The organism is Bradyrhizobium sp. USDA 4451 (assembly GCF_054822585.1).
In genome coordinates this window covers 40,086-67,042 of record NZ_JBTRCH010000001.1, presented here as the reverse complement: position 1 = coordinate 67,042, position 26,957 = coordinate 40,086, and the positions used below count along the sequence as shown (strand labels likewise).

13 protein-coding genes and 8 pseudogenes are annotated in these 26,957 nt (G+C 57.9%); 13 read left to right on the top strand and 8 right to left on the bottom strand.

Features of this window, described 5'->3' with window-relative positions:
• The first annotated feature begins 368 nt into the window (after positions 1–368).
• Positions 369–956, top strand: a complete 588-nt coding sequence (locus ACVMB0_RS00270) for an IS630 family transposase (protein WP_461344876.1) — start codon at positions 369–371, stop codon at positions 954–956.
• A 657-nt stretch (positions 957–1,613) separates the two neighbouring features.
• Here ACVMB0_RS00270 and ACVMB0_RS00265 read toward each other — a convergent pair.
• A pseudogene (locus tag ACVMB0_RS00265) lies at positions 1,614–1,845 on the bottom strand (recombinase family protein); the annotation flags it as partial.
• A gap of 488 nt (positions 1,846–2,333) precedes the next feature.
• Between ACVMB0_RS00265 and ACVMB0_RS00260 the strand changes: the two are divergent.
• The 3 genes and pseudogenes from ACVMB0_RS00260 to ACVMB0_RS00250 all read left to right on the top strand — a co-directional run.
• Positions 2,334–2,591, top strand: a pseudogene (locus ACVMB0_RS00260) (transposase domain-containing protein); the annotation flags it as partial.
• Between the two features lie 891 nt (positions 2,592–3,482).
• Complete coding sequence (locus ACVMB0_RS00255; protein WP_461349562.1) at positions 3,483–4,283, top strand: ABC transporter ATP-binding protein; 801 nt, start codon at positions 3,483–3,485, stop codon at positions 4,281–4,283.
• 109 nt (positions 4,284–4,392) lie between these two features.
• On the top strand, positions 4,393–5,211 hold the full coding sequence (locus ACVMB0_RS00250) for an ABC transporter permease (RefSeq protein WP_461344875.1): 819 nt from the start codon (positions 4,393–4,395) through the stop codon (positions 5,209–5,211).
• A 476-nt stretch (positions 5,212–5,687) separates the two neighbouring features.
• Here the strand turns inward: ACVMB0_RS00250 and ACVMB0_RS00245 are convergent.
• Together ACVMB0_RS00245 and ACVMB0_RS00240 are read right to left on the bottom strand one after the other, a co-directional pair.
• Positions 5,688–6,258 (bottom strand): annotated as a pseudogene (locus ACVMB0_RS00245) (transposase family protein); the annotation flags it as partial.
• Positions 6,259–6,405: 147 nt separating this feature from the next.
• Positions 6,406–7,092: an enoyl-CoA hydratase/isomerase family protein gene (locus tag ACVMB0_RS00240; RefSeq protein ID WP_461344874.1), complete on the bottom strand. Its 687-nt coding sequence runs from the start codon at positions 7,090–7,092 to the stop codon at positions 6,406–6,408.
• A gap of 667 nt (positions 7,093–7,759) precedes the next feature.
• Here ACVMB0_RS00240 and ACVMB0_RS00235 point away from each other — a divergent pair.
• From ACVMB0_RS00235 to ACVMB0_RS00220, 4 genes and pseudogenes are all read left to right on the top strand, one after another.
• Positions 7,760–7,945 carry a transposase gene (locus tag ACVMB0_RS00235; protein ID WP_461344873.1) on the top strand — a complete coding sequence of 62 codons (186 nt, stop codon included), beginning with the start codon at positions 7,760–7,762 and terminating at the stop codon, positions 7,943–7,945.
• A gap of 99 nt (positions 7,946–8,044) precedes the next feature.
• The gene (gene tnpB, locus ACVMB0_RS00230) at positions 8,045–8,242 is read left to right on the top strand and encodes an IS66 family insertion sequence element accessory protein TnpB (RefSeq protein ID WP_461344872.1); all 198 of its coding nucleotides are present in this window, start codon (positions 8,045–8,047) and stop codon (positions 8,240–8,242) included.
• A 143-nt stretch (positions 8,243–8,385) separates the two neighbouring features.
• The gene (locus ACVMB0_RS00225; protein ID WP_461344871.1) at positions 8,386–8,910 is read left to right on the top strand and encodes a transposase domain-containing protein; all 525 of its coding nucleotides are present in this window, start codon (positions 8,386–8,388) and stop codon (positions 8,908–8,910) included.
• A pseudogene (locus ACVMB0_RS00220) lies at positions 8,877–9,033 on the top strand (ATP-binding protein); the annotation flags it as partial. The gene ACVMB0_RS00225 and the pseudogene ACVMB0_RS00220, both read left to right, overlap by 34 nt.
• A 355-nt stretch (positions 9,034–9,388) precedes the next feature.
• Here ACVMB0_RS00220 and ACVMB0_RS00215 read toward each other — a convergent pair.
• A pseudogene (locus ACVMB0_RS00215) lies at positions 9,389–9,810 on the bottom strand (IS5 family transposase); the annotation flags it as partial.
• Positions 9,811–10,800: 990 nt separating this feature from the next.
• Here ACVMB0_RS00215 and ectB point away from each other — a divergent pair.
• Complete coding sequence (ectB, locus tag ACVMB0_RS00210) at positions 10,801–12,063, top strand: diaminobutyrate--2-oxoglutarate transaminase (protein ID WP_461349561.1); 1,263 nt, start codon at positions 10,801–10,803, stop codon at positions 12,061–12,063.
• A 588-nt stretch (positions 12,064–12,651) separates the two neighbouring features.
• A complete protein-coding gene (locus ACVMB0_RS00205) occupies positions 12,652–13,695 on the top strand; it encodes an ATP-grasp domain-containing protein (protein WP_461344870.1) in 1,044 nt (347 codons plus the stop codon).
• A 1,602-nt stretch (positions 13,696–15,297) separates the two neighbouring features.
• Here the strand turns inward: ACVMB0_RS00205 and ACVMB0_RS00200 are convergent.
• The 3 genes and pseudogenes from ACVMB0_RS00200 to ACVMB0_RS00190 all read right to left on the bottom strand — a co-directional run.
• A complete protein-coding gene (locus tag ACVMB0_RS00200) occupies positions 15,298–16,407 on the bottom strand; it encodes an IS110 family RNA-guided transposase (protein ID WP_461344869.1) in 1,110 nt (369 codons plus the stop codon).
• An 890-nt stretch (positions 16,408–17,297) separates the two neighbouring features.
• The gene (locus ACVMB0_RS00195) at positions 17,298–18,146 is read right to left on the bottom strand and encodes an acyl-CoA thioesterase (RefSeq protein WP_461344868.1); all 849 of its coding nucleotides are present in this window, start codon (positions 18,144–18,146) and stop codon (positions 17,298–17,300) included.
• A gap of 741 nt (positions 18,147–18,887) precedes the next feature.
• A pseudogene (locus ACVMB0_RS00190) lies at positions 18,888–19,339 on the bottom strand (IS5/IS1182 family transposase); the annotation flags it as partial.
• A gap of 117 nt (positions 19,340–19,456) precedes the next feature.
• On the opposite strand from ACVMB0_RS00190, the pseudogene ACVMB0_RS00185 reads away from it, so the two are divergent.
• Positions 19,457–20,966, top strand: a pseudogene (locus ACVMB0_RS00185) (ISNCY family transposase).
• Between the two features lie 137 nt (positions 20,967–21,103).
• Here the strand turns inward: ACVMB0_RS00185 and ACVMB0_RS00180 are convergent.
• A pseudogene (locus ACVMB0_RS00180) lies at positions 21,104–21,828 on the bottom strand (transposase); the annotation flags it as partial.
• Between the two features lie 212 nt (positions 21,829–22,040).
• On the opposite strand from ACVMB0_RS00180, the gene ACVMB0_RS00175 reads away from it, so the two are divergent.
• Both ACVMB0_RS00175 and ACVMB0_RS00170 read left to right on the top strand, forming a co-directional pair.
• Complete coding sequence (locus ACVMB0_RS00175) at positions 22,041–22,847, top strand: SDR family NAD(P)-dependent oxidoreductase (RefSeq protein WP_461344867.1); 807 nt, start codon at positions 22,041–22,043, stop codon at positions 22,845–22,847.
• Between the two features lie 248 nt (positions 22,848–23,095).
• The gene (locus ACVMB0_RS00170) at positions 23,096–25,558 is read left to right on the top strand and encodes a CaiB/BaiF CoA transferase family protein (RefSeq protein WP_461344866.1); all 2,463 of its coding nucleotides are present in this window, start codon (positions 23,096–23,098) and stop codon (positions 25,556–25,558) included.
• Positions 25,559–26,957 lie beyond the last annotated feature (1,399 nt).

The following is a 26,957-nucleotide window of genomic DNA, read 5'->3' as shown; positions in this document are numbered from 1 at the left end:
CAGCCCGAAAGCGCCCATTGAGGGCTTCGATGAACGCGTCATTGGTCGGCTTGCAGGGCGTGAGCCGTCCAGCGTCCACCGCGTTGGTAGCTCGACAGGTCAAGGTCGCACGACACGAACTTGCTGCCTTGATCGACTCGGATCGTCGCAGGGATTCCCACTTTATTGCAGTCCCCTTTTAGGGTTCCGTCCCGTTCGTTCATAGCATAAATATTGCGTGGGTCTCGGGTATCCCGATCGAAGGAGCTACCCGATGCGAACCGGCCGGCCAAAAGCGACACTCACGATATCGAAGGACGAACGCACGCACCTTCGGCCATAAAGCGGTCGCGCTCGTTGCCGGCGGCACTGACGTTGCGAGCGAGATCGTGCTGGAGGGCGAGCGCAAGCCCGGCAACGCTATCGTGGCGGCGCGGCTTGGCGTCGGTCCCCATACAATCGGCAAATGGCGCAAGCGCTTCATCACCGAACGGATTGAGGAGCTCTACGACGAAATGCGTAGTGGCAGGCGCCGCACCGTCGAGGATGAGGCGGTGGCCGAGTTGATCACCAAGACACTCGCTCGCAAGCCCAAGGCCGCAACCAACTGGAGCGTGCGCGCGATCGCCAAAGAGACCGGGCTTGCCAAGAGCAGCGTCCACCGTCTGTTCCAGCTCTTCAGGTCTGCAACTCACCGCACCAGCAGCTTCAGACTTTCGACCGATCCCTTGTTGCTCGAGAAGCTGCGCGACGTCGTTGAGCTTTATCTCAATCCGCCCGAGAAAGCCGCAGTGCTCTGCGTCGATGAGAAGAGCCAGATCCAGGCCCTCGAACGCACCCAGCCCGTGCTGCCCATGGGGTTCAGCTACATCGAAGACGTCAGCCACGACTACCAACGCCACGGCACCACCGCGCTGTTTGCCGCCCTCGACGTGCTTGACGACGCGGTCATCGCCCAGTGCAAACCCCCACCATAGTCATCAGGACTTCCTCGCCTTCCTGCGTCACGTCGAGGCCAGCGTGCCAACCCAGCTCGACCCCATTTCGTCGTCTTTCCGCTGGCTGCCAGCTGTTCATGGACAAGTCCATCGCCCAAGCCTCGTTCGGGCTCGTCGCTGGCGGCGGTCATCGCGCAGCTTGGCCTTCCCCGCGTTGGACGATTTGTTGCACAATGGCAGGCCCAATTCGCGGTAGATCGGCGAATCTTGTTCTGGCGCGACGCTAGCCTTCGCGGTGCATCAACACGTGAACGTGGCGATCGCCCGTAGCGCAGGCGAGCATGGCAGATCTCCTTGATCCGATCTTCGAGGGTCGCCTGGCCGGAGTGACGAGACTAGTTGTGGCCGGTTGACCGGTCGAACTCAAGAGTCGGCGCAGGCTTGCGGCACCCATCACCATCATGTCGTCGACGAGCCTCCGCTTTCGATCAGGCTTCAGGGCTTTCGGCAGATCACGTCCCGCAGCATCTGCTTGTTTAGCAACAGAGCCACCATTAGCTTCTTCATCTCTCGACCTAGAGCTGCAACGGCTCATCTCGGTCGGAAGCGGGCCATCGGACTTCTTCCAATTGAAACATTTGAGCCTGTCTGATCTGTGCAGCAGATGTTCCCCAACCTAACCCAATGTTGCGTTGGTTTCAGGAAATGGTACCAGTCGGGGCCGTTGCGCGAAGCCGCGAAGCATCGTACGGCGCCAACCAGACGATCAACGCCAGGTCGGACTATCGTTCCGCTTGCAGAGCGGCCGAGGTCATCGTCGATGACTTCGATGTCGGAAACCATGCCGGCGCGCAGTATCGACAAGATCGTACTGCTGCCGCTGGTCTTCCAGGTTGGTCATGACCTGGGATTGCGTTGACTGCCGCACATAAACGGCGGCTTTGCGCTTTGGGAGCGCTCTTGGTCAGTGTTGGCCATCAGCGAGTGCCTCGGCCTCCGGGCCGGCCGCCTGAGGACTTGGGCGAGGGTTCAATAGCACCTTCGCCCGTTCGCCTCGTTCATCCTGTCCAGCCTGCCAGGCTCGAATATCAGGTTCGGTTGGCGGCCTGAGATCTGTAAAACTACGCGCGCCTGCTTCATCGGCGTTTTCCCAAGCGGTTCGATCGCTCGGGGAGTTTGTGGAAACGGCAAGCGTTGTGACTAGCCTCTTCAGCTCTGACGATACGGCAAGATCAACTCGTGGCGGCCCGGCGGTCATCTCCGCGCATATGGTCGGATCCATCATCCAGCCGGGCGTCATAATGACAGTGCCCGATGGGCCTCCGACCCGCAGAAACTGCCCAGACGCGCGTTGATCTACGCGACGCACATTCACCTTCCGGCCAAAATAGGGATGCCATCGATAGCCGACATGGACGGAATGAACGGCAAACGGCGCTTGGACGAAAACCCCGGTTGCTCTGCGGCTCTGATCGCCGCGGACGGCGCGCGGAAGCTTCCAAAAATAGCTTGATCATCACGGCAAAATGAATGGCGTCGATCCGCAGGCCTGACTCTCGGATATCCTCACTTGCGTCGTCGTCTACCACAGCTAAACGGCTGGACGAGCTTCTGACCTGGAATTGGACGCCAGCATCAGCGATTGCTGCGCAAGCGGCGCGATTCGCGAGCTGACGACTAACCGGCCTTGGCCTGTGGGAGATGCTAGCGGAGAATGACGCAAGGGCGAGACGGAAGAATGAAACGGCGCTGAGCGCGAAGGTCGCATTGAAGGCACTGCGGGAGCGTACGACGGTGACCAACCCGACGCGTTCTGTTAGACTTATTTCATTAGATGGCTAAAACGTGACGTTGAACTGCGGACGATCTGATCCACGTATCGATTTGAAAGGGGGCCGATCTGCTGGGCTCCCCAATCTTCAGCATTATCTGATGGTACCATCCGGTCTTTAAGGCGTCGTGTTGCAGATGGCACGAAGTTTGCTGCAAACGATTCGTTACGCGGGCCTGCGTATGAATGGCCGGTAAGTAGCCAACGCTTGGTCGCCCATCAAATTCTTGAGGCGGAGTAAATTCTCATGAGGTGCGAACTACATACGTCGAAGACCTGCCAGATCTTCGATTCAGTCAGTTTCAAAGTAACACAACATAGCTGATTCATATGTCTAGCGAAACCACACGAAACCCTTTGGGTGTCAGAGGGAGCCCTTCTGAACACAAAGCTCGGTGGGAACGAACAGTGCGTGCAACGGCGCCCTGATCGGCAGTAGCAGCCCTCGACCATCTGCTAAACTCGATGGGAACAAGATAATCTTGATGCTCAAGGAGAGATTCAACCTTCTTTCGCGACCAAAGTCATCCAAGAATGTCGAGAGCGAATTATTGTACACTCGAGAACGGCTGGATGCCGCATCCGGTGCTCGTTGAAAAAGGTCGACTTGGTTCGGCTATGGCTGGTCGGCGGAGCGCGCGACTGTGCCATCTCAGCATTGGGCTCACATTCAAGTCAGGCGATTAATTGCTCATCGAGCAATTGCCTGTCCAGGATAAGCAAGAATGTTCCGCATGACCCGCAATGACAAGGTTTACCGGGTAGCGGTCGCGGACAACCCCGCTTCCGTCGCGATTGAGGTCAACCAGGTCGTCAAACTCTACAACCAGACCCGCGCCGTCGATGGCATCTCCTTTTCGACGCCGCGCGGTAGCATCACCGGTCTTCTGGGCGGCAACGGTGCGGGCAAGACCACCACCATCGCGATGATCATGGGCCTGGTGCTGCCGACGTCCGGCCGCGTGCAGGTGCTAGGACATCGCATGCCCGAGGAGAGCGCGTCCGTGCTGGGGCGGATGAATTTTGAGACGCCCTATATCGACATGCCGACGCGGCTCACGGTGCGGCAGAACCTCACTGTATTCGGTAAGCTCTACGCCGTTAAAAACCTGACTGGCCGTATCGCCGGGCTGACTGATGATCTCGACCTCACCGATTTCATCGACCGTGCCAACGGCAAGCTCTCCACCGGGCAAAAGACCCGGGTTGCGCTCGCGAAGGCGCTGATCAACCAGCCCGAGTTGCTCTTGCTGGACGAGCCGACCGCCTCGCTCGATCCTGATACCGCCGATTGGGTGCGAACGCATCTGGAACGCTATCGTAAGCAGCATAACGCCACCATCCTGCTGACGTCGCACAACATGCTCGAGGTCGAGCGGCTCTGCGACCGCATCATCATTATGAAGCGGGGTCGCATCGAAGACGACGGCACGCCTGAATCTATCTTGATGCGCTACAACCGCACCACGCTGGAAGAGGTGTTTTTGGACGTTGCACGCGGCCGCATGAACGAGTCGCAGGAGGCAGTACGATGAGGGTGCTCCTGTCTTACTTGCGCGGCCTGGGCGAGTGCTGCGATACCCGGGAACAGCGCAAGAAAGGTGACGGATATCGCTTCGCTCATCTGGGGTACCGGGGGCAGCCATGACCGAGCTGTCCCTCCAACGCGGCATCTCTGTGCATCGCATCGGCGCGATGGTCCTGCGCTATTGGTATCTGTTGGTATCGTCTTGGCCGCGGCTGCTGGAGTTGCTCTACTGGCCGGCGCTGCAAGTGATCACCTGGGGCTTCCTGCAGCTCTACATCGCCGAGAATGCTAGTTTCGTTGCGCACGCCGGCGGCACGCTGATCGGCGCCGTCATCCTCTGGGACATCCTCTTCCGCGGACAGCTCGGCTTCTCCATCTCGTTCCTGGAGGAGATGCTGGCGCGCAACATCGCCAATCTCATGATAAGTCCTCTGAAGCCGATCGAGTTTTTGCTGTCGCTCATGGTCATGAGCCTGATCCGGCTCGCCATCGGGGTCATTCCGATGACGCTGCTCGCGTTCGTCCTGTTTCACTTCAACGTCTATGGCCTCGGCCTACCACTGATTGCCTACTTCTGTAATCTGATTTTCACGAGCTGGGCGGTCGGCATCTTCGTCTCGGGCCTGGTGCTGCGAAATGGACTTGGGGCGCAGAGCATCGTCTGGACCTTGATGTTCGCGATCCTGCCGCTGGCCTGTGTCTACTATCCTGTCAGCGTGCTTCCAGTCTGGCTGCAATACGTCGCGTGGACACTGCCGCCGACCTATGTGTTCGAGGGTATGCGCGCGCTGTTGATCGAGCACACTTTCAGGACCGAGCTAATGCTGAGCGCGCTGGCCATCAATCTAGTATCGCTGGCTGCCTCTTTCGGGATATTCCTTGCTCTTTTGCGCAGCGCCAAGAAGAACGGCTCGCTGCTGTCGAACGGCGAATAGAATGGTTGGGGGAGCGCACCAAACAGCGACCTGTTCGAGTCGCTGGGAAACCGGTCGCCGCGCTCAATGCTCGGATTGACGGCGATCCGAGCGCACAGCGCGCCAGCTTCGAGCCTAAAAGAAAGTGAAAATCATGCGATTGTCCTCTCTATTCGAGAACTGAGCACCAAGATCAAAGTCACCAATCAAAGAGACTGAGTTGTAAATGCTACTGATACAACCGCCTCCCTCGATTGGGAAGCTATCCTCCCTCAACACTGGACGCAGCATGGGAGGGGCGACTAGGCAGGCTTGCCTGCCATTGATATCACGCCGCATTCGAATGCGGCCCCTGCTAAATCCACTATTCGTTTGGAGTAATCGGGGCGATTTTAGGGAAGTCTAGCTAGGTGTACATTCTTGCAGCACGCGGCCAGAGCAGATACCGGTTCTCCTGATCTAAATGGCGTCGAGGGCATGACCTGCCCTCGAGTTTCACCATTGGCGAACTGGTCGTGGAGGAAGTCCAGCGACAAGCGTACATTCCGCTTCGTTTTCACCAGGATCGGCGCTCGGCATCCCAGGGCCTTGCGGCGAGCCCGCCGCTTGCGGACCGCGAGTCCTTCTTCCCGATAGATCCGGTGAATACGGTTGATCCCTGATGGTTCGCCCTCTCGCCGCAGCAGAATGAACAGTCGATGGTAGCCGAACCATCGGCGTTCGTGGGCGAGGTTGTGCAGTCGAACACGAAGCTCCGTATCCGGCGGGCGGCGAGATCGGTAACGGATCATCCTCCGATGCGCGTCGACGATCGTGCAGGCCCGCCGCTCAAGGTGCTCCACAGCGGCGAGCTTTGCGGCGGGGCCTACGATTTTTTGACAAAAGCTCGCGCAGTGCCGCCGCATCAGGCATCTGCTCGGCCAGCAGCTTCTTTAGCTTCAGTTCTCTTCCCCGAGCGCCTTCAGCCGCTTGGAGACTCCGTGTTTGCGAGCCAGGTGTCGTCGCTCCAGCCTCATGCTCCTTCAACACCGGGATAATCTGCTCTTCCGTGAACCTTGCTCGCTTCATCTGTCCGTCCTTGCTCAGCGCCGGACTCTAGCTCCATCTGGAGGAAATGCTCGGGGGCAGCTCAGATGCAATGAACGTCGTTCGGATCTAGCAGGGATCTAAATTGCTATTGTGCGGCGTTTTGCTCGCAACACGAGTAATGTTTTCCTATTTTTCCTGTTGCGCGAGTTTGCGCAAACCAGCAATCAAGCCTTGATTGATTATTTTCTTCGTCCGGCGAAAAGTGATTTCCGGAAAATCGCCGAGAGTCCTAGCACGCGCAATAGCCGCCTCCACAAGGTTTCCAGAATCCGCGACCTCGTGGAGCAACTTGTGATCCAATGCCCAGGAAACCGGAACGGCTTCGCACCCATAGACGATGCTGGTCATCGCGGCCCGACCGAGGAAACTCTCGAGCAGATACCCACCAACAATACAAGTGAAGCCGCGCTTCAGTTCCCACATAATCAGCTTCGCTCCTGGCCCGCCGATGCGCCAGTCGCAGCATAGAGCGACCTGCAAGCCGATTCCTATGGCATAGCCATCAACTGCAGCAACTGTTGGTTTCGTGATGCTAAGTATCGTAGAATAAAAATCAATCAACCGATCAATATACCCCCGCATCGCCGCACTTCCGGACAGCTGGGCCACCTCCTTAGAATCGCCGCCGGCGCAAAAAGATTTGTTATCCCCTCCTGTCAATACAAGGGCCCGCACCTCCGGATTATCATTTGTCTCTAGGCATATTGAACGGATTGCAGCCTCAAGTTCCAGGCTCATCGGATTGTGGGTGGAGGCCCGATTGAATCGTGCAACCAGAACCGCACCTTGTGACTCGGTTTCCAACATCGCCATAGTCTCTCCGATCATCATGTCCCATCTGGCGGGCGCACCCTGCACACTTCGTAAGAATCTTTCAATAAGGAAAACACCTATAATGAGATCGAGTATCTTGACGACACTGCCTACGGCCGCATAATGCAAGTTAAGCACTGCATTTGCCTTAAACGACGACTCCTGCTGGCTGTGGCGGGCACGGTTGTGCAATGAACTTCAGATGTCGCACAGTGACGAAGGCCGGATTGGGTGCAATGTGCGAAAGCCTCCTCCTTAAACGGAGGACTGGATAGCAAAGGCGACACACAATTGGACGAGCCATCAGCGCGGCCGGTTAACCGGCTGAAGGTCCTGACGGAGGTCGTGTTCCGTTGGTGGTGTAGCTCAGCGCCGCCCGGACGCGCGCTCCCAATTAGCGCCAGTAGCGAGCGGCCGTTTCGCCAGGCAGTTCTCCGGTAGGTTACGACACGCCAGCGCGGCCGAGGAACCACTGATGACCGATGACATGATGAACCTGGCACGCCCGTTGAGAAGAATCCTAATACCAATTGTTGCGCTAAGCCGATACCCTGACTTCCGTGTTAGGTTATATGTGCGAAGAAGCCTCGTTTGAGCGGAGGTTTGGGATGGATTGGACGATACGTCCGGTTAGACGGCGTCGGTTGGGTCAGTCGGCCGGCTTGAAGTGCTTGAGGGGCCGTCCGGGCGTCGTCGTTCGGAGGCCGAGCGGGCACGGATCGTCGCGGAAAGTTCGTTGTCCGGGGCTCAGGTCGCGGAGGAGGCGCGCAAGCACGGGGCGACGCGCTGGCAGGTTTACGATTGGCGTCGTCGCTTCCGACAGCGCGGCGAATTGTCGTCGCGCGTGGTTTAGCAGCAGCCATTCGCGCCGCTGTCGTGGAAGGGCCGTTTGCGTCAGGTTCCGGCATGAGGAGCAGCTATCTCGGGTGATTCGCGCGGTGCGAGTGTCACGATGATCGTACCTGGCGTCGAGCTGAAGATTTATATCGCGACGCGGCCTGTCTATGGGCTTGCTGCGAAGGTGCAGATGCTTGGTCGACCGTTCAGCGGTGCGGCCTTCGTGTTCCGGTCGAAACGGGCGGACCGGATCAAGATTCTGGTCTGGGATCGAACGGGCCTGGTGCTGGTGCATAAACGTCTTGAGGGCTGAAGTTTTTCGTTGGCCAAAGATTGCGGACGGCGTGATGCGGATGTCGCCGGCGACGTTCGCGACATTGTTCGAGGGCCTGGATTGGCGTTTGGTCCGCCCGGAGGAGGCGCGATGTCCACAGATCGCTGAATAAGTGCGGCAGGATGGCTCTCAGCCGAGTTGGGCAAGACTCCGACGGCGGAGATGTGCTGACATGGCGCATGAGCACCGCGACGTTGCGCGACGAGAACGAACGCCTGAAGGGCGCTTTTGGCGCAAACGCAGGCAGCGTTGAGCAAACATCAAGCGGCGCTGGCGACGTCGGAAGAAGCGCGGCGTCGGTGGAGGTCATTCTCGGCGAACTACGCCGAGAGAAGTTCGGATCGAAGTCCGAGAAGCTGCGGCCAGATCCATATCATTTGGCGCTCGATGACGTGGAGATCGCGCAAGGCGTCCTGGACGCGGCGCAGGAGAAGGCTGCGGCGGTCATCAGGAAGCAATCGCGCGCTGGATCGGATCAGGACCGCCATCGCAATCGGGGCTACTTGCCTGCCCACTTGTGCTGTCCGTGCGGTGGCGGCCCCATGACGAAGATCGGCGAGGACGTCAACAAACGCCTCGAGGGCCGAAATAAGTCTGCCGTCGCTGCTCGTGCGAGGACCGCTACGGCCGCGGCTCCACCATCGTGACCAGCCAGCTCCCCGTCGATCAACGCCGACGCCGTCCTCGACCGCCTGGTCCATAACGCCCATTGGATCAATCTCAACGACGAAAGCATGCGGCGAACCCGCAAACCCGACCGAAAGGCTTGAGCCTATGACGCTATGGACATGCCGCTACGCTTTGACAACGTGGGAGCGCTGCCAACATGATGCCCACAGCAGAAGCAACAGAAAAAAACCTGGCCGTCGAGCCGCGATTCAAGATTGAGCACACGGCTTCGCCGATGCCAGAAACCAGACAGCCAGAACGCCCCGCGCCCCGGGCGGCATCAAATCGGAACGGTGGCCGAGATCATCTCGGAATCCTAGGCGAGATCAAATCGCTACAACCGGCGAGATCATCGGAATCAGCAACCTGCCACGATTGCGAGAAGATCAGCCGGGGCGCTCGCGCATTTCTGCAGAAGCTCGAATGTCCCTTCACCGGGTTAAGCAGTGTTGACACTTATCGCATCCATAGGACGATGGCAGCAAGAGTGACAATGGCCTTGTAATTTCCGGCGATCTTTTCGAAGCGGGTTGCGATGCGACGGAACTGCTTTAACTTGCTGAAGCAGTATTCTACGACATGACGCTGGGCATAGAGATCCTTGTCGAGCGGGTGCTTGAGCGCGATGACCGGTTTGGGGTGACGGCGAGCGCCCCTTTGGCTGCCAAGGCCTGTCGTAGGTGATCCGCATCATAGGCTATCGGCCATGACAGCCTCGGCGGGCAACCCTTCGATCAATGTGGTGGCCTGCGGTGTATCGCCCTTCTGGCCTGCGGTGATCGTGAACCGTACAGGGAATCTTAATCGCGAACGGCCATATGGATCTTCGTGCTCAAGCCGCCGCGCGAACGACTGATCGCCTGATCTTCAGACGCCCTTTATGGATGGCCCGCCCCTCCCACCGCCGTCGTCAAGGATGTCGGTGTTCAGAAATGGAAGAAGCGGTCCTTGGTATCGACCGGGCCATGCAGGGTCGTTGGTTGGACGAACGCGGGACGATCGTTGTGCGGCGCCGGATGCGTCGCGACGGGTGATGATCGCATTCGCCGCGAAGCGTGCGCCCTGCACAATGGCGATCGAAGCATGCTGCTGAGCCCATCATATGGGCCGCTCGCTGGCGGCCTTGGGTACGAGGTTCGGCTGATGTCATGGGAGTACGTGCGCCCTTACGTCAAGGTCCAGAAGAACGGCGACCGCGATGCCGAGGCTATAGCACCGAAGCGGCGGCGCGACCCACCATGAGCTTCGTTGAACTCAAGGTCGAGGAGCAGCTTGACGTTCAAACGCTGCACCGATGTGCGACCGTCTGGTCGCCGAACACGCATCATTAACGAACTAGATCAGAAGTCTTGTACTAGAGCGTGGCCACATCGTGGCGCAAGGGCTACGCTACACCAAGCACATTAAGCCCGCGCATGAGTTCCTGCTTGGGGATATGCGCACACGCTGAGAGAAATTGGATCGCCGCATCGCCGCCTTTGACGCTGAATTCTGCCATAGCCCGGGCCCACAACCGGGATCATCGGCTGACCGGCATTCCTGGCATCGGCACGCTGAACGCCACTGCGCTGGTGGCTGCCATTGGCAGTGCGGCGACCTTCCCGCTTTGTGGTTATCGCTCGAGAATTCTTAAGCCTGGTGCTCTAGAAAGGTTCTGGGTGGAGGGCGCGGCTTGCGCATGATAATGGTGCGCAGCCCACTGCCGGATTTGGTAGCTTCGTTGCCACGGAGTTTCAGGTAGTTGAGTCTCCGGACGACAGCGAGGAAGCGCGGCTTGCGCCGAGACGATTCATTATCTCCTCTAATTACTTGATTTGACAGAGATGATAGAGATGATCATGGCTAGAGCCATTAGCGGATCACGCAAGATGCGGACGTTAGATGCGTTGGAATCGAACGTACGCACGTATTCTCGTTCATTCCCAGCCATATTCAGTCGAGCGCGTGGCTCGATGATGTTAACGGAGGATGGTCGAGACGTCGTGGACTTCCTCTCGGGAGCCGGAGCACTGAACTACGGCCATAACAATCATAGACTCAAAGCGGCCATTGTCGACTATCTGGCATCTGACGCGGTCGTCCATGGGCTCGACATGGCCACTCCCGCGAAGCTCGAGTTTATGGAGACCTTCAACACTGTCATACTTGGAAGGCGAAATCTGCAGTACTGTTTCCAGTTTACGGGGCCAACCGGCGCCAATGCTATCGAGGCTGCAATAAAGCTCGCGCGCAAGGTTACAGGACGCCAAAACATTATCTCATTCACGAATGGATATCATGGCATGAGCTTAGGTGCGATTGCCGCGAGCGGTAACCGCGCGTACCGTACCGCCAGCGGCGTTGCCTTATCGGGCGCAACGTTCATGCCTTACGATGGCTACCTTGGTCCCGGCATTGATACAGCGAACTACCTGCAAAAAGTGCTGATTGACGAGAGCAGCGGCATCGATTTCCCGGCTGCCATTCTCGTCGAAACGGTACAAGGGGATGGTGGCGTAAACGTCGCCAGTAGGGAATGGTTGCAGTCAATTCAAGCCGCAGCGACGAGTGCTGGCGCTCTATTCATAGTTGACGATGTCCAGATGGGCTGCGGCAGGACGGGTCAATTCTTTAGCTTCGAGTTCGCAAATCTGTCGCCAGATCTCGTTGTATTGTCGAAGTCCTTAAGCGGCTATGGCCTGCCACTATCGGTGGTATTGATCAAAAAAGAGTTCGATGCATGGCGGCCGGGAGAACACACAGGCACGTTTCGAGGAAACAACCTTGCGCTTGTATCTGCAACGGCAGCTATAGATCTTTACTGGCGGGACGAGACCTTCGCGCAAGAAGTGTTGCGGTTGGGGGAAGTTATGAGGCGCCGGCTTGAGCTCATCGCGCTCAGTCACGGAAACAATTTTGCGGTTCGGGGCCGTGGCATGGCCCTCGGGTTTGATTGCAAAATGCCTGAAATTGCGGCAGCTACAACCCGCGGCGCCTTTGAGAGAGGGCTAGTTGTCGAGCGATGTGGCTCTCTCGATCAGGTCGTTAAGATCCTGCCCGCACTCACGATCGATATTGAAACGCTCGATCAAGGTCTTGAAATATTCGAGCAAGCGTTGAATCAGGCGGTGAAACAGATCGGGTTGTCGTGACCTCGCGCGGAAACGCGCCGATACATTGACTGCAACGTGCGGCGCGGGCCAGTGAAGCGGCTGCCCGATGGCAAGATGGACAACTGCTGGCGTGATCCAAAGCAATGCGAACCGCACGGAATCGAACCTCCAGTGAAAACTTGCTCGTCGCATTGCTTGTCATGGCCACGTCCTCCCAGGAGTGGGAGACTCCGGTACTCTTGTCGTTCCTTTAAAAATTCTGCCACGTAGCAACCGGCGGAGGCATTCTCATGTACTCCACAAACGGACGAACAGAAAGTCGTTCGGCAAGCGGCACTCTGCCCGGTCGATGCTGTTCCTATCTTTTGCTTTTCGACGAAAATAAACATCTTGTAAGTTTAAACCCGCACGATGCCTGCTCAGCATGTTACTCAGAATCGGCAGCTTAAATCGTGAGAGCAAACTGCCATGATTGTTGCGTGTTCGAGCAGCAACAGCGATTAAACACATGAAAACGGCATCAAAGGATATCGCCGCGAATAGCGCTAAGCAACTGGAGCTCGCCTATCTGCTGCAACACCAGGCATTTAAGGCAACTTGAAGCTTTAACTTTGCGAGGAGAGCGTGATGAGACTACTCATACTTACTAGCCGACCAGAATGCTTGGGCGAAAATGATGTACCCATCAGCAATGCGTTCCGTCGACTCGGCTGGGAAGTAGTTTTCGGCGAGAGCACGGCTATCGGATCAGACGACTATCGTTATTTTACACGGGGTGTCCTAGTTCCAGCACATGAAGAGCCGCACAGTCTCGGCTCCGCGGCGCAAGGAATTCCGGGAGTATACTTCCTTGACGAATGCCAGCTTGTCTGGGTCAACAGTTTCGGGCCGCCCGCTGTTGCCCGTAATGTGGGGCAAATGCTCTGGCTCGCGTCACGACATACCGCTTTCGTCAACAGCATTGAAGGCGCTTTATTCCTCGAGACAAAACATGCATTGGGCCACGTTGTTCCAAAACAGAATAGAGCATTTGCTTATGAATCGAATGATTTCTCTCTACTTTGGAAGCGCTACCTAGAGAGTCCAGATCTCTGGTGGGTGGCCAAGCCGCCAAATGCTTATTGCGGTCTAAACGTCTTCCTATTACCTCCCAAAGGACCAAATGTTCGAACGATCCTCCAATGCCTCACTGGAAATGCTGACGCGCAAAGCGAATTTGGCGGTCTCACGGAACGCGCGTCCCTCGGCACGCAAAATCGGGTCGGGTTCGGCCTAGGCGGCTTTAAAGCCGAGTATGCTGTTCTTCAGCAGTTCATCACCGAAGTAAGGCAAGGCGAAAAGCGCATCGTCGTTGCTTGCGGTCATGCAGTTGCCTGGCATGGTCGGAAGAGAAATCCAGACGATCATAGGTCAAACATCGCTCAAGGAGGAAAGCCGATTGGAGTCGAACTAGACCCCGCTGAAATCGAGCTCGCCGAGTCGATTGGTCGGAAGCTGATGGGATACGGGGTTAATTTTGTCGCACTTGATATGGCTTATCCTTACATAATCGAACTTAATCTTACAAACCCAGGAGGGCTCTACGATGCAAAAATAGCTTCGGGCATCGATCGCTCGGATAAAGTCGCAGAGCTGATCATTTCTCACTTTCAGCAGGATTATCGTTCATGATGTCAGCCACTGGCCTAGACGGCTTTCTTAGAAAATTCTCAACACGGCGCGTCAAATGCTTTGATGCAGCCGCAGGATCGGCGCGCGGTCAACGCAGGAGTACCGCAAAGGATAATTGAAGGCACAGTCGCTGCGGTTCAATCTCCTATTCAGCTCTGAGTTGGAGAGATCGAGAAGGGGGATCTGAATCGCTGCGCGATGAGCGCCGCTCGCTTGTGCTGAACCGCCCGGCTAGACGAAAATCGCCCCTGAGGGGAACCCCTATCTCACCTAGCAGGCCGTTGAAGAACTCAGCCGCATTCGCAAAACAAGGCTGAATTCGTCGCCATTGTGGAGAAGTGGCCGGCGAGCCTGCCCGCAGTGCCGATCATAGCCGATCCGCGAGATTATTGGGCGCGCGAGATAGCAACTTTCGGTCATCAAGCCGGCTGATTCTGCAAAGCGCAGACGATCAACGCCTTGCGCTCGCATCTCACCGAGTTGGGCATCATTGCCGCCGCGGGCTGGACAAAGGCCGAGGCGTTGTTGCAATCGCATGGGATGTAGCAGATGTCCGCTTGCTCGGCAGCGCGCCGCCCTGACGGCAGTTGCCGATCAGACCGAGGCCCAGGCGGACCAGATTGACAAGCTCGAGCGAGCCATTGCTGCTGCGGCAAGGCCGACAAGGACATGCGCCGACTGACTACGATTCCCGGCGTTGGAGCCATTACGGCTCAACCATCAAGGAGCTGGTGCCAGATCCACGGCGGCTTCAAATCCGCTCGTGAGCTTTGCGGCGTGGCTGAGACTGACGCCACGACAGCATTCTAGTGGGGGCAAAGGAGCCGATGAAGCGCATCTCGAAGATGCGAAACCCCGAACTTCGGAGCCTCACGGCGCCCCTCCGGCTTGTCTGTGAACCGCAATCTGATGCAATCCATGGCAAATCGGTACTTCGCCGGTGCCGGCCCCGTTATCGTCGCGCGCTCGCTAATAAAGCGCCGCGGTGCCGAGTAGCTATTCTTGTCGATCTCAACGGCGCAATCGTTACCCACGACGCAGTCAGTTCGCGCAACGATCCAAACGACGCCAGCCGCCGAGCGGTTTCAACCGGTTTGCCTCCTCACGCGCGAGGCTGACGATCGAAATCTCGCCGCGTCGTGCCGTGGATACATACGTCGCACCTCACGCATCCATTGGACGCGATTCGCCTCGAACGCCTCCTAGCTCGCGAGCGACGCTCCGCGATCGCGTCCTTCTTCACTCGGCCGAACGCCGTCGTCCATCCTGTTCTTTGCGGTTTGATGCTGTGCGCAGGCGTGAGGGCGTAAGCCCCATTCCATGTCCTTTTGCAAGGGAAAAGACGCGAAGCGCCCTTCACCGCACCGGAGGTGCGGCGTTGAGTACGGTCGCAAGGTGATACTGTCAGGTCGGGAGCAGAACGACGATGGCGACGGTCGATCAATCTTCCATTCGCGGGTTGGGACCGCATGAACGTTTTTCGTCGCAGGCCTACCTCGGACTTAGTGCGGGCGTCGGCTTGAATGCCTGCCCGATGGGGCTCGCGAGGGTTGCCTTGACCGAGTGTCCTGCTCCCGGCCAAACAGGCCGGCGCGAGCTTGACTATAGTGTCACCGGCTTCACCTCCCGGCCGATCGCCCACACGAAGCCGCAAAGTTCTCGCGCGATTGCGGCCACAACGACGGTTGGCTTCTTTCCACCAGCGCTCAGTGTCCGATATCGTTTGCAGAGCCGCAGCTGTGCCTTCCAGGCAATATCCCGGACTGCCTTTGGAAGACGGACGATCACTTCAGCCTTCTCCTTCGCGACTCGAGGTGGATAGCGATAGCTCCAGGCGGCCTCGATGAGCATGCGCCGAGCTTCGCTGTTGCCGGTTTTGGTAATGCCACCACGCCGGATCCGCTCACCACTCGACTGCTCCGAAGGCACCAGGCCGAGATATGCCATCAAATGGCGAGCACTCTCGAAGCGAGCCAGATCGCCGATCGCAGCGACAAATGTTGCGGCTGAAATGAGATCAAGCCCTCGTAATCCGCGCAGCGCTTCCACGAGAGGTCCCATTGTCCAATCGGCGGCCATGGCGCTGATGCGGTCAACAAGCTGATCACGCCGTTCCTGGGTTGTCCAAACTGCTTCTAGATAGTCCTGGAAGACAATCTGGTGCGCCGGCTGATCGAACGTCTGGCCTGCAAGCCACGAGCGATGCCGTTGTGTCCAATGTTTGCCGGTATCGTAGGTGCGGCCGTGACGCAGCAAAAATGCCAGCAATTGCTGTCGCGCCCGCATGAGGTGCATGGATGCGTCCATCCGAGCCCGGGTGAGATCACGCATGGCCTCATGTCCCTCGTCTGGGACCCAGACCCGCGTGAGATTGCCGGAACGATGCAAAATTGCCAGCTTCTGGGAGTCACGGCGGTCCGTCTTGATCCGCTCCCCTGGCTTGCGCGGAATCAAGGACGTCGCGGCAACAGTGCAGCCATGCCCCAGGCTGGTCAGCTGCCGGTAGATGCCGTAGCCGGAGAAACCGGCTTCGTAACAGAAGTCCAGTCGATGGCCGTCCTTGGCCAATCGCTTGCTCAGCTTAGACAACGCTGCCGGAGTGTTTGGCACCGCTCCGATGAAGCTGATCGCTCCTTCGCGCCCGTCTTCTGCCACCGTTACCGAAATGCTGACTTTGTGAACGTCGAGCCCCACGTAAAGAACCTTCTGCATCTGCGCTCTCCGATGTCGAGCCGCCGCGCCTTCATGCGCGGCGGCGGCTCGACTGTGACGGAGACCGGTGGCGCCGCTATGCTGGCGCTAAAGGACATACGGACTTAGTTCCCGAACGCGATGAGCTTGTCGTTGAACCGACCGGATCACCGCCTCGTGGACGCACCACGAGCGCGCGTGGGTTGTCCATCAGCACGTCTCTGGCAACGCCGCCGAAGGTGGTGAATGTGCTATCGAGCGCCGGCGAACCGGTTCTCTTCCCGGTCCGTACCGCGCGCGCATCCAGCCGATGAGAATGACTGAGTGTCGCCACGAATGCTTGACCTTCACCCGATATCCTCCAGACGCTCCGCGAAGTCGATCTGCAACTGTCGATCCGCGGTTGTCTCGAATCGTGTCGTTGCCTGCGCTTCGGCATTTAGGGCCTGATGATAGGGGCTGCACGGCGCGCTGCAGCGTTCTCCGGCTGACTGCCACGCCTCTCTCGGCAAATTTGCCGCGATGCCGAATGAGCCTTTCACGCAACCAACTCTCAAGGTCAACCATCCGTTTCGGACGCTCAGCCGACTTGAACGCCTGCACCCCGCTCGCTCCCAAGCGCAAGATATCAGCCACGTCATCCGGTGTCATCATCACTTGCCACGGTGGATCAATTCACACGAGCCTTCAGTGATTCGTTCCTCGTTCATTGCCTCTCGTCGGCTATCCAAGGGGGCAATCCCTCGTGACGCCGGAAGGTCAGTTGTCCATGGCGCGCCCCACCCAATATCGTTTCACGTTCTCGCTTCTCTCAAGTCACGGCCATGAACGCGCCATAGGTCTGACACACATGCGGGCACGCCAAGATGACCGTCGATGATTGCAGATACGATGGTTGGTACATCCAAGATTCAGCGTCTTCTGCGCACCGAACCTTCTTGCGTGGCAAACGCTACTAGCGTGCCGTCGGTCTTGAAGATGAGCCCGCGCGCGAGCCCGCGGCCGCCTTGCGCGCTCGGCGAATCCTGCGCTGAGAGTAGCCACTCGTCTGCGCGACACGGCCGGTGAAACCACATGGCATGGTCGAGGCTTAGCGATACTATCCCCTTGTCGAACAGCGTGCGGCCGTAGCGTGCAGTCACAGCACCGAGCAGCGACATATCCGATATATAAGCAAGAACACATAAGTGCAGCACCGGATCATCGGGCAACTGTGCGGCGCACTTGACCCAAGTATAGATACGACCATCTTCCGTCTTCTGCCCCAAATGGCGGCCGATTTCGACCGGGCACAAATCGATCGCGTAATTGCGGCGGATAAATTCCATCGGCTCGGCGAAAACTGGCTGCTCAGATACCTCGTTTGCTGCATTTTTATTCGGCTGCGGCACCGGGGGCATCTGTTCTTGATGGTCGAAGATGCCATCCTCCTCTGCGTGGAACGATACCATGATGGAGGAGATTGGGGTGCTCTTCTGGGCCGCCGTGACGCGTCGCGTCGAGTAGCGCTTGCCGTCGCGCAGGCGTTCGACTTCATATTCAAGCGGCAGTTGCGGGTCGCCAGGCAGGAGGAAATAGCAATGCAGGGAATGCGGAAGCCGGCCTTTCGCCGTACGGCATGCCGCCACCATCGCCTGCCCTATTACCTGTCCGCCAAAGACCCATCGCCAACTGGTTCTCGGACTTTTGCCGCGGAACAGGTCTACTCCGACCGTTTCGAGATCGAGCACACCGAGGAGGCCGTCGGAACACTTGGACATTTACGTACTTTCGCTGTTGGTGACATTCTAGGATCATGGCACAGTCTGAATCATCCAGACCCATTCAGTATTCTGTGGCGATGCTATCGCTTCATGCTAGATTGACATTGTCCGCCGGTTGAAGCCGCTTAGCCGTTTCAACTGTTTTACCTTGCGGGCGCGGTCAACCATGAACTTGGCAGAGCCTCATTTAGGAAGCGCGCGCGCCATCAATCGGCAAAAATCGAGCTTAAACCCGCGGGCGATTAGCCTGCAGTTGAGTGGTTCTTCGCCTCCCTCAGCAATAGACGTGCCAGTTGCTCACAGTGCGGAGGAGGACATAAGCAAATTAAAGTTCGAGCTTGGATTGCGCACGAATACTGACGTCATTGTTAGGTTATCGACAAAGGCGTTTTACACCTGCCAGTGGTGCAAACTTGATGGCGAGCCCTTTCTCTGGTCGATCACTCGAAATTAATAGTGAGAATCGCAGATATCCTAGGGCCGATCCGCCGGGGAGGCTTTAGGTGGTCTTGACTTAATGCAGGAAACAACTGGAATAACGGTAAGTAACATCTAAACAACTGCCAACCCGCTTAGAGGCTGGCCAGCCTAGCTGTCCTTCAGTGCAGAGCGATCGTTGCACGTTCAGTAGCGATCGCGTCTCCATTTGCCGCGACTAACAAGTCGTTCGTGAAGAACTGGCGCGGCGGCCGGCTCAAGCGGTGTTTCGAGCCGGGACGGGCTCGAAGAAGGCTGGATGATTACACGCAAGATCTCTGCGAGCCATGGCAGCAGAAGGCTGGAGTCTAGCCAGTAACGGCGAGAACAGCGTGGATGCCGTCGCCGAGGCGTCCCTTGAGAAAATCGGTCCATGCGGTGCTCGGCTCGACGTGGCCGATGACGGGCTCGACGGCCACGCGATGCTTCATCTCGCGACGGATGCAAGCTGTGACGCGGCGGAGCTGACCCGAGATTCAGACCCTGAACCGATGCGGTAGTTATTACCGCGATATCCTTTGTCGACGTGGATACCGCGAGCCTCCACGCCGATGAGCTTCCCCATGTCGGCGATTACGGGACCGAGCGTGTGTCCCTCGAAGGGATTGTCATGCAGGGCCTTCGCATGCAGCACGAACTGGCCGCCCTTCGGAGACGTCACAGGGGTGGCGATGCTGGATCTTGCAGCCGAACTTGTAGGGCGCGCGGGCTTTAGTGCGCGGCGGCGATCAGGGTGAGACTCCGCATTGCCTCGCCTTAATCGTTACCGGATGCTGAGCCGTTGCCTCAAGTAAATTGCGCCCTTGGATTGGGAACGAGCGGGGGCGAAGATGGGGTGGCTAAGCATGGCAACGCGGAAGGAACTGACAGCGGCGGCAGGCGCGCGCTATCGGCGTTCGGATCGCGCGAAGAAGGCGGGGATATTGGACGAGTTCGTCGACATCACTGGATTCCATCGCAAGCATGCGATGCGAGTACTTCGAGGTCAGGATGGTGCACGCCCAGGCCGGCGGGCGCGACGTCGGGTCTATAATGAGGCAGAACACAACGCGTTCGTGCTCCTTTGGGAGGCGTCAGACCGGATCTGCGGGAAGCGGCTGAAGGCGTTAATGCCTGCGCTGATTGAGGCGATGGAACGGCACGGCCACCTCGACCTTGCCGCCGAGATCCGCGACAAACTTTTGGCGATGAGCGCTGCGACTCGACCGCGCATTGGTGCGGGTCCGAGAAGGATTAGGTCGCAGGCGCCGGCGGCACGCGACGCACTCATTGCGTCGTAGTGTTCCAATACGGACGTCGGCAGATTGGAACGATCCGGCGTCGGGATTCGTCGAGGCTGACCTTGTCGCGCATAGCGATCCATCGGCGCGCGGCAGCTTCATCCAGACCCTCGTGCTCACCGACATTGCTACCGGCTGGACGGAGTGCGCCCCTCTGATCGTGCGCGAACAGACGCTGTTGAGTACGGTGTCGACGGAATTGCGCAAACAATTGCCTTATGCGCTGCTCGGCCGCGATACGGACAACGACACCGTATTTATGAACGAGACGCTGAAGGCCTACTGCGATGCCGGCAACATCGTCTTCACGCGTTGCCGGCCCTACCGCAAGAACGACCAGGCGTTCGTCGAGCAGAAGAACGGCGCGGTCGTGCGCAGGATGATCGGCTATCGTCGGTTCGAGGGCCTGGAGGCGGCTACACTGCTGGCTGAACTCTACCGATCGGCGCGGCTGTTCGTGAATTTCTTCCAGCCTTCGTTCAAGTTAATAGCCAAACAGCGCGACGGTGCGCGTGTGCGCAACGTACAGCGCGCCGACAACGCCACACCAGCGCTTGGCTGCCGACGCTCGCACCTCCGACGAGGTTCGCGCCCATCTCCAGGAAATCTATGCCGCCCTCGACCCGGTCGTGTTGCTGCACGATATCCGCGTCGCACAGGAGCGCCTCGCGGCGCTCGCGGATACACAGCCAATCGCCCATCCTGCTGCGGCAACGCAATCGATCGATCTCTTTCTGGCAAGCCTACGAACCGCCTGGAAGGCCGGAGCTATGCGACCGACGGATCGGCCAATCGTGAAAGCGAAAAGAGGCCGGCGCCGTCCCGACCCGCTCATCAGAGCAACGCCAGATTTGCGAAAATGGTTTGAGGTCGAGCCCTGGCGGACTGGCAGCGAACTGCTCACCCGGTTGCAGGTGGAATATCCTGGAGCCTATCCGAACAGCTTCTTCGAACGCTTCAACGTCGGCTTAAATCCTGGCGCAGCGAGCAAGCGAACGCGTTACTATTCGTTCCTACGGAGAAAACGCCGCCGGGGTATGAGGTCACAACACCCCAATGATGTGCCAGGTGCCAGCGGAGGAGGCCGGCGCTCCGAAACCCCGGCCATCTCCGCACCCGGCCTCCTCCTCAACCTAAGCCAGGAGCAAAATAAATGAGGTAACCGACCGCACTCTCATCCTGATTGTCGCGCTATACTTTAGCCTTGCCCGTTGCACTGAACTTCGGAGCATGTAACGCATAGGCCTTCGGACCGCGCTGATGCTAATCCTGTCTGCGCACCTGCTGCGATAAAGGCCGAAGCGAGCTTCCGGCACCGTGACGTCATCAAACTTGCGGCGGATGTCGCGGATGATCCGGTAAGCCTTGTCCGCAGGAGCCTGAGGTGCCGCCGGGCGGGTTTGAACTGGTGGGCGTGGGTATAGCGGGCCGGTCATGATGGGGGCGCGCTTGGGCCAGGCGTAGATAGCTCTGGCGTGGCGGCTCACGGTTGGCGAGCCCCACCAGCTTGATGATTGCTCGATGCAGCAGACCTCGCGTCGATCGGATGTGCAACTGCCTTGGGCTGCACTGTGGTATCGACGACCACCCGTTCCAAGTCCTTGGACCGATAGCGCCGGTCTCGTGCGCCACTGAAAGACTTTCCTGGATCAACGCGGCGAGCTGTTCCTTGCCGAGACGCTGTCGCCATGTCAGAAGTTCAATTCGCCGCAGAAGTAATGGTATTAGGGGTTCTCGATCCAGCAAGCGCATAGCACCTCATCTGATAGGTTGTGCATGTGCTTCAAAATGAACAGGCCGGCGACTAGCCGCGTCGGCAAGCCAGGCTGTCCCGACCCTGCTTGGCACACCGAACCGAAGCGCTCATTCAGGATGAGGTTCCAGTCCATCGGCGCTACACGCCCGTTTTCAGGTGTTCCAATGCGCGCGGTGGACGAGACATCGTACGCTAGGCATCTACCGCGAAGGCGCCGGGGTCGAAAGATGTCAATAGTAATCATCCGGCTCGGGTTCACTGCCGACTGCCAGTCTTGGGAGGAGATTGCATGACCCGGCTCAGTTAGAAGAGTGTCGATGGGACGCTGACGCTGCTGGTCTGTGCGGTTTACAACCTGAGTGCCAACGTTGGCGTTACATGGACGAGCTGCCACACAATATGGAATCAGGAACGTCCATAGACCAAAGGCACGGGCGCGTTGCATTCATCACCGGAGGTGCACGGGGGATTGGATTTGCAATCGTGCGTAGGTTCCTGGCAGATGGCTATAAGGTCGCTTTCATGTCGACGCGAGCAGAGCATGTTGAGCGAGCGCTTGAAACTCTGGGGCGCTCGGAGTATTGGCTCTATGCTGAAGCGCACGACGTGACGCAACATGATGAAGTGTCGGGATTCATTGACCGCGTCCGCGCTCGTTGGGGCGAGGTTGAGATTCTAGTGAACAATGCAGGTATCTCGCCCAAGCGCGTCGATGCGAATGCACCGTGGCTACCGCAGACCTCGCTAGAGGAATGGACGCGGGTTCTCAACGTTAATCTCACCGGTCCGTTCGTTCTCACGAGGCTGGTTGCACAAGCAATGATCGCAAGAGGCCAGGGGCGCATCATCAATGTAGGATCGATCGCAGGCCGTGCTATACCATTGATCGCAGGGCCTCATTATGCCGCTTCGAAGTCCGGCTTAGTCGGACTAACCCGCGCTATTGCGCGAGACCTTGCTCCCTATGGTATAACGGTCAACTGCATTGCCCCTGGGCGGGTTCTCAGCGATCTAACTGGACCAGCTGACGTCCCAGTAAATCGCGTTGCTCTCAGTCGGATTCCGGTTGGGCGTTTTGGGACAGCCGAAGAAGTTGCGCACGTAGCTGCTTTTTTGGCCTCCCCGATGGCTGGCTTTATCACAGGCGCAACCATCGATATAACAGGGGGAGAGTTCGGCGCGTGAGGCCATGTTCATCGCACTGCTGCCGCAACCGCTTCATTGAGCAGGAAGCCAAACGAGACATGAACCGCGTCTAGAGAGCCCTTCAGCGGCGGCGCTTAGCTTCGGCAGCTGTATCCGTTAGGTCAGCCTTATATACCCTTCATGGTCATGGCCAACCTGCAGAGCAACCCATTAGCAAATCCGTGTGTGATATTGCGCGAGTGACCGTGGTGGCTCATCAGTTTAACAAGTGCACTTGGAATAGAATGATGAATGGAAAACCCTCGACGGAAGTATTTTCAACTTTGCGCGTCATTGAGATCGGAAGTTCGGCCGCAACAAGCTATTGTGCTCGGTTGTTCGCAGATTTTGGTGCGGACGTGCAGAAGGTGGAACCGCCAGCTGGCGATCCCCTTCGCAAGTGTGCGCCGGTGACCCGACTGGGTCATAGCGCGTGGTTTGCTTTCCTCAACTTCAACAAATCGAGTATTATCATCGATGAGGCGAATCCCGATGCGACCGCTCACCTGGCTGCACTGGTCGAGGAGTGCGATGTCTTGATTGATGGTCGCCACGTCGATCCGGCAAGTTGCCCAAATATCGATGTTGCCGCAATTCGCCAGCGGTGCCCTAGGTTAATATACATCCAAGCACACCCGTTTAGCGAGGGCGGACCATATGCAGGATTTGCCGCAACCGATTCAACCGTCCGTGCGTTAGCCGGCCTCATCAAGCTCGTTGGGCCGGTCGAAGGGCCGCCACTGCACGCACCTGATTTCCAGACGGGTATCCTCGCGGGCCTTTGGGGCTTTATCGCTGCGACTTCCTCCGCGATTGCTCGAAATCGGCAAGGAGGTCGCTCGTGGTCCCTCAGCATTTTCGAATCGACCCTCACGCTGAGTGATTATCTAATGTTCGAGGCATTCGCGCGCGGCGACGTGATGCGGAGAATTGGACTAAATCGTTTCTGGCCTGGCTTTCCAGTGGGTATCTATCCGACCAAAGGCGGGTGGGTCGGTGTCACCACGGTAACGCCAGCACAATGGCGCGCATTTTGCGACATGCTCGGTCTTTCTGATTTGTGTGATGATGCGGCTCTGGTTGTTGGGGAAGATCGTCTGCAGCGAGCCGTAGAGCTCGAAGCAAGGTTCATTCCTGCATTGAAGACGCGGACAGCCCTGGAGTGGTTCGCAGAGGGACGGAGGCGGAAAATACCAATCGTCCCGGTGCCCGAGATTTCTGACCTGCTCCTTGATCCCGAGAAAAGTGAACGAGGCGCCATCGTGCCCGTCGTGCTGGGCGAAGAAAGTGGCCAGACGGTCGGCTCTGCCCAGCGGCTTACAGCAACTCCGCCTCGTCGGGGCGGGAAGGTGCCGGTGCCCGGCCAGCAGCAGACTTCCCAGAATGCGAGACGTGCAACCGGCGCTAATGGGCGTTGGACACATTCCGTGGGTGAGGCGCGACCGCCGTTGCATGGAATTCGCGTGATCGACTTCTCGATGGGCTGGGCGGGGCCATTATGTACCCGAACACTGGCTGATCTTGGCGCTGATGTGATCAAGATCGAGGCCGCTCAATATCCGGACTGGTGGCGCGGTGTTGACCGGCGTCCTGCCTACATCGATGGGCGGATGTACGAAAAGACGGTGCGCTTCTGCGTTATGAATCGCAATAAACGCGGTATCACGCTGGACCTGACGAGGCCGCAAGGCGTGGCACTCGCCAAACGCCTTGTGGAGAAAGCTGATGTCGCCGTCAACAATTATTCGGTTGATGTGCTGCCCAGGCTCGGGCTTGGCTACGACGTTCTCGCGAAGCTGAACCCGCGACTCGTGATGATGTCGATGTCTGCATTTGGCGCAGACAGTGCCTATCGCGATTGCCGGGCCTATGGCTCAACTCTCGAACAGGGATCGGGCTTGCCGAGCGTGATAGGAAGGCCCGATGGTCCGCCCATAATGAGCCATACTGCCTTTGGAGATGCAGTTGGTGGGTTGAACGGATGCGCTGCTGTTCTGGTCGCTCTGGTCCACGCCCGGAACACTGGACAGGGGCAATTTGTCGATCTCGCGCAGATTGAATGTATGATGCCGTTCGCAGCGCCGTGGATTACCCTCCACTCGATGGATGGTGTTCCCCCAACGAAATACGGCAATCGGCATCCCCAGTTCGTGCCGCACGGGAGCTTCCAGTGCGCCGGTGAAGACAACTGGATCATCATAGCGGTTACGGGCGAGGACATGTGGCGTAAGCTTGCGCGGCTTATTGGTCGACCGGACTGGGGCAGGGACGCGTCGTTGGAATCAGCAGAAGGTCGCCGGGAGATCGAGGATTTGATCGAAGCAGAAATCTCAGCCTGGACGCTTTCGCGAGACGCGGATCAGGCCATGTCTGAGTTGCAAGCAGCGGGGATAGCTTCTGGCGTGGCTCGCCTACCAGTTGATCTTCTCAATGATCGTCATCTTAAGTCGCGAGGATATTTGCAAGATATAGAACGAGCATTCGTTGGCTTACATCCGCAGCCATCAATGCCTATTCGCGAAGGTGCCGCGCCGTATGCGATCCGCACAGCTGCGCCGACACTCGGACAGCACAATGAAGAAGTGCTGTCAGAGCTTCTTGGTCTTTCCGAATGTGAGATTGCGCAGTTAGTCAACGACGGCATTATTGGGACGGCAGTGCTCTCGGAAAGTGAGATTGCGGGGACGAGACGGGCGTCAGATCGAACCTAGAAGCCGTAATGGCCTCTGCTCCGATGTAATGGTGCTCGTCGATCTAGCGACGAGGATACGTATGCTGGAATCGACGGCTCGGTTAAAATTCTTAAGACGCTTCGTATTGCAGTGGGTTGCTGGAAACGTCTACATGCAAAGTTCGAATACCATCGATGAGGAGTGGTCGGATCGCAGGGATGAGCGCGCATGTTCTTCCAGTTGGTCTGGACGTGATTAAGTCGGCAGATGCGTAGGAGATCACGTAGCAAATCGTGTCTAAGATCGTCCGCAGGCGCCCTGCACATAACCTGCCTGCACGAGGGCGGTGATCGCAATTTCCAATGGGGAATCCGGGGCTGGAACCGTAGGAGCCGTTGCGCGGGCTCGGGGGCGCGTAGCTCGATCGTGTCGGCGCGGGTCTCTTGGATCCAGTCGCAGTAGCCGTTGCGCTTGGGCAGGCGCTCGGGGATCTCGAGCCCTTTGCCGATTGCGGCAAGCACGGCAGTCGCGCCTAATATGCCGATGCCAGGGATTGTCGCATGTAACGTCCTCGCGATCGGCGACTGCTGCGGTCTCCTTTTCACCTAGCGGATCCGGTCTTCCAGACGCTGAGATCGGCATAGAGATCGCATTACCGCCGAGAAATCGTTCCCTTCGTCGTTCAAAGCGGCGGCAGATCGAGTTTGAAGAGTTCGGCACTCTGACGTAAGTTACGCCGTACACGAGGCAGAACGCCCGCGCATCTGACTGATCAGGCGTGTCCTCGACCCGACCATCTGGTCACGAGATTCAGTGCAAGGTTTGAAGATCGACCTGATCGGCTTTCCTTCACTCCGACGAAGCGCATTGTCGGCCGTGTCGCCGTCTCTCACTCCGGGTCGATAATATCTTCTTGTTTGACTTCACGTAGTGCTTCATGAATTGCGTGGGGATCAAGCGCACCTTGTGACCAAGTGCGTGTATCTTTCGGGCGAGCTACTGTGAGCCGGCGCAGGGTTCCATATCGAGTACGCTTGACTGCGCGTGCAAAGAACTGAAGAAGTGGTGTCTCGTCGAAAGCGAATTCACTGAACGGGTGTGCCGTCGCAGCTCAGGCCAACGAGGTGGAAAACGTTCTTGCTAATGTCGGTTTCATAAACAGCCACGGGTCGGGTACTCGCTACCACCAGGAAGTGCTCTTGCCTTTGAGGGCAGCACGAGTGGTTCGCCGCCGTGCTGGGTGGTCACTATGCCTACTGTGGCAGCCCGCACAACTATCCAGCACTCAACGGTTTCCACCGCGAAATACCGCGAAATTGGCTGCGTTGTCTGAGACGGCGGTAGCCAGAAAAGTCGGCACATGGGCTGACCGGAGTTCGAGACGCTCACGGCACGCTTCCGCCTGCCAACTCCACGCATCACTCGTACATGGGTGTAG

Coding starts and splice junctions, on each gene's coding strand:
- tnpB (WP_461344872.1), top strand. CDS start 8,045: ATGATCGTACCTGGCGTCGAGCTGAAGATTTATATCGCGACGCGGCCT.
- ectB (WP_461349561.1), top strand. CDS start 10,801: ATGCGGACGTTAGATGCGTTGGAATCGAACGTACGCACGTATTCTCGT.
- ACVMB0_RS00225 (WP_461344871.1), top strand. CDS start 8,386: ATGGCTCTCAGCCGAGTTGGGCAAGACTCCGACGGCGGAGATGTGCTG.
- ACVMB0_RS00200 (WP_461344869.1), bottom strand. CDS start 16,407: ATGCAGAAGGTTCTTTACGTGGGGCTCGACGTTCACAAAGTCAGCATT.
- ACVMB0_RS00255 (WP_461349562.1), top strand. CDS start 3,483: ATGACCCGCAATGACAAGGTTTACCGGGTAGCGGTCGCGGACAACCCC.
- ACVMB0_RS00250 (WP_461344875.1), top strand. CDS start 4,393: ATGACCGAGCTGTCCCTCCAACGCGGCATCTCTGTGCATCGCATCGGC.
- ACVMB0_RS00175 (WP_461344867.1), top strand. CDS start 22,041: ATGGACGAGCTGCCACACAATATGGAATCAGGAACGTCCATAGACCAA.
- ACVMB0_RS00195 (WP_461344868.1), bottom strand. CDS start 18,146: ATGTCCAAGTGTTCCGACGGCCTCCTCGGTGTGCTCGATCTCGAAACG.
- ACVMB0_RS00170 (WP_461344866.1), top strand. CDS start 23,096: ATGAATGGAAAACCCTCGACGGAAGTATTTTCAACTTTGCGCGTCATT.
- ACVMB0_RS00240 (WP_461344874.1), bottom strand. CDS start 7,092: ATGGCGATGTTGGAAACCGAGTCACAAGGTGCGGTTCTGGTTGCACGA.
- ACVMB0_RS00205 (WP_461344870.1), top strand. CDS start 12,652: ATGAGACTACTCATACTTACTAGCCGACCAGAATGCTTGGGCGAAAAT.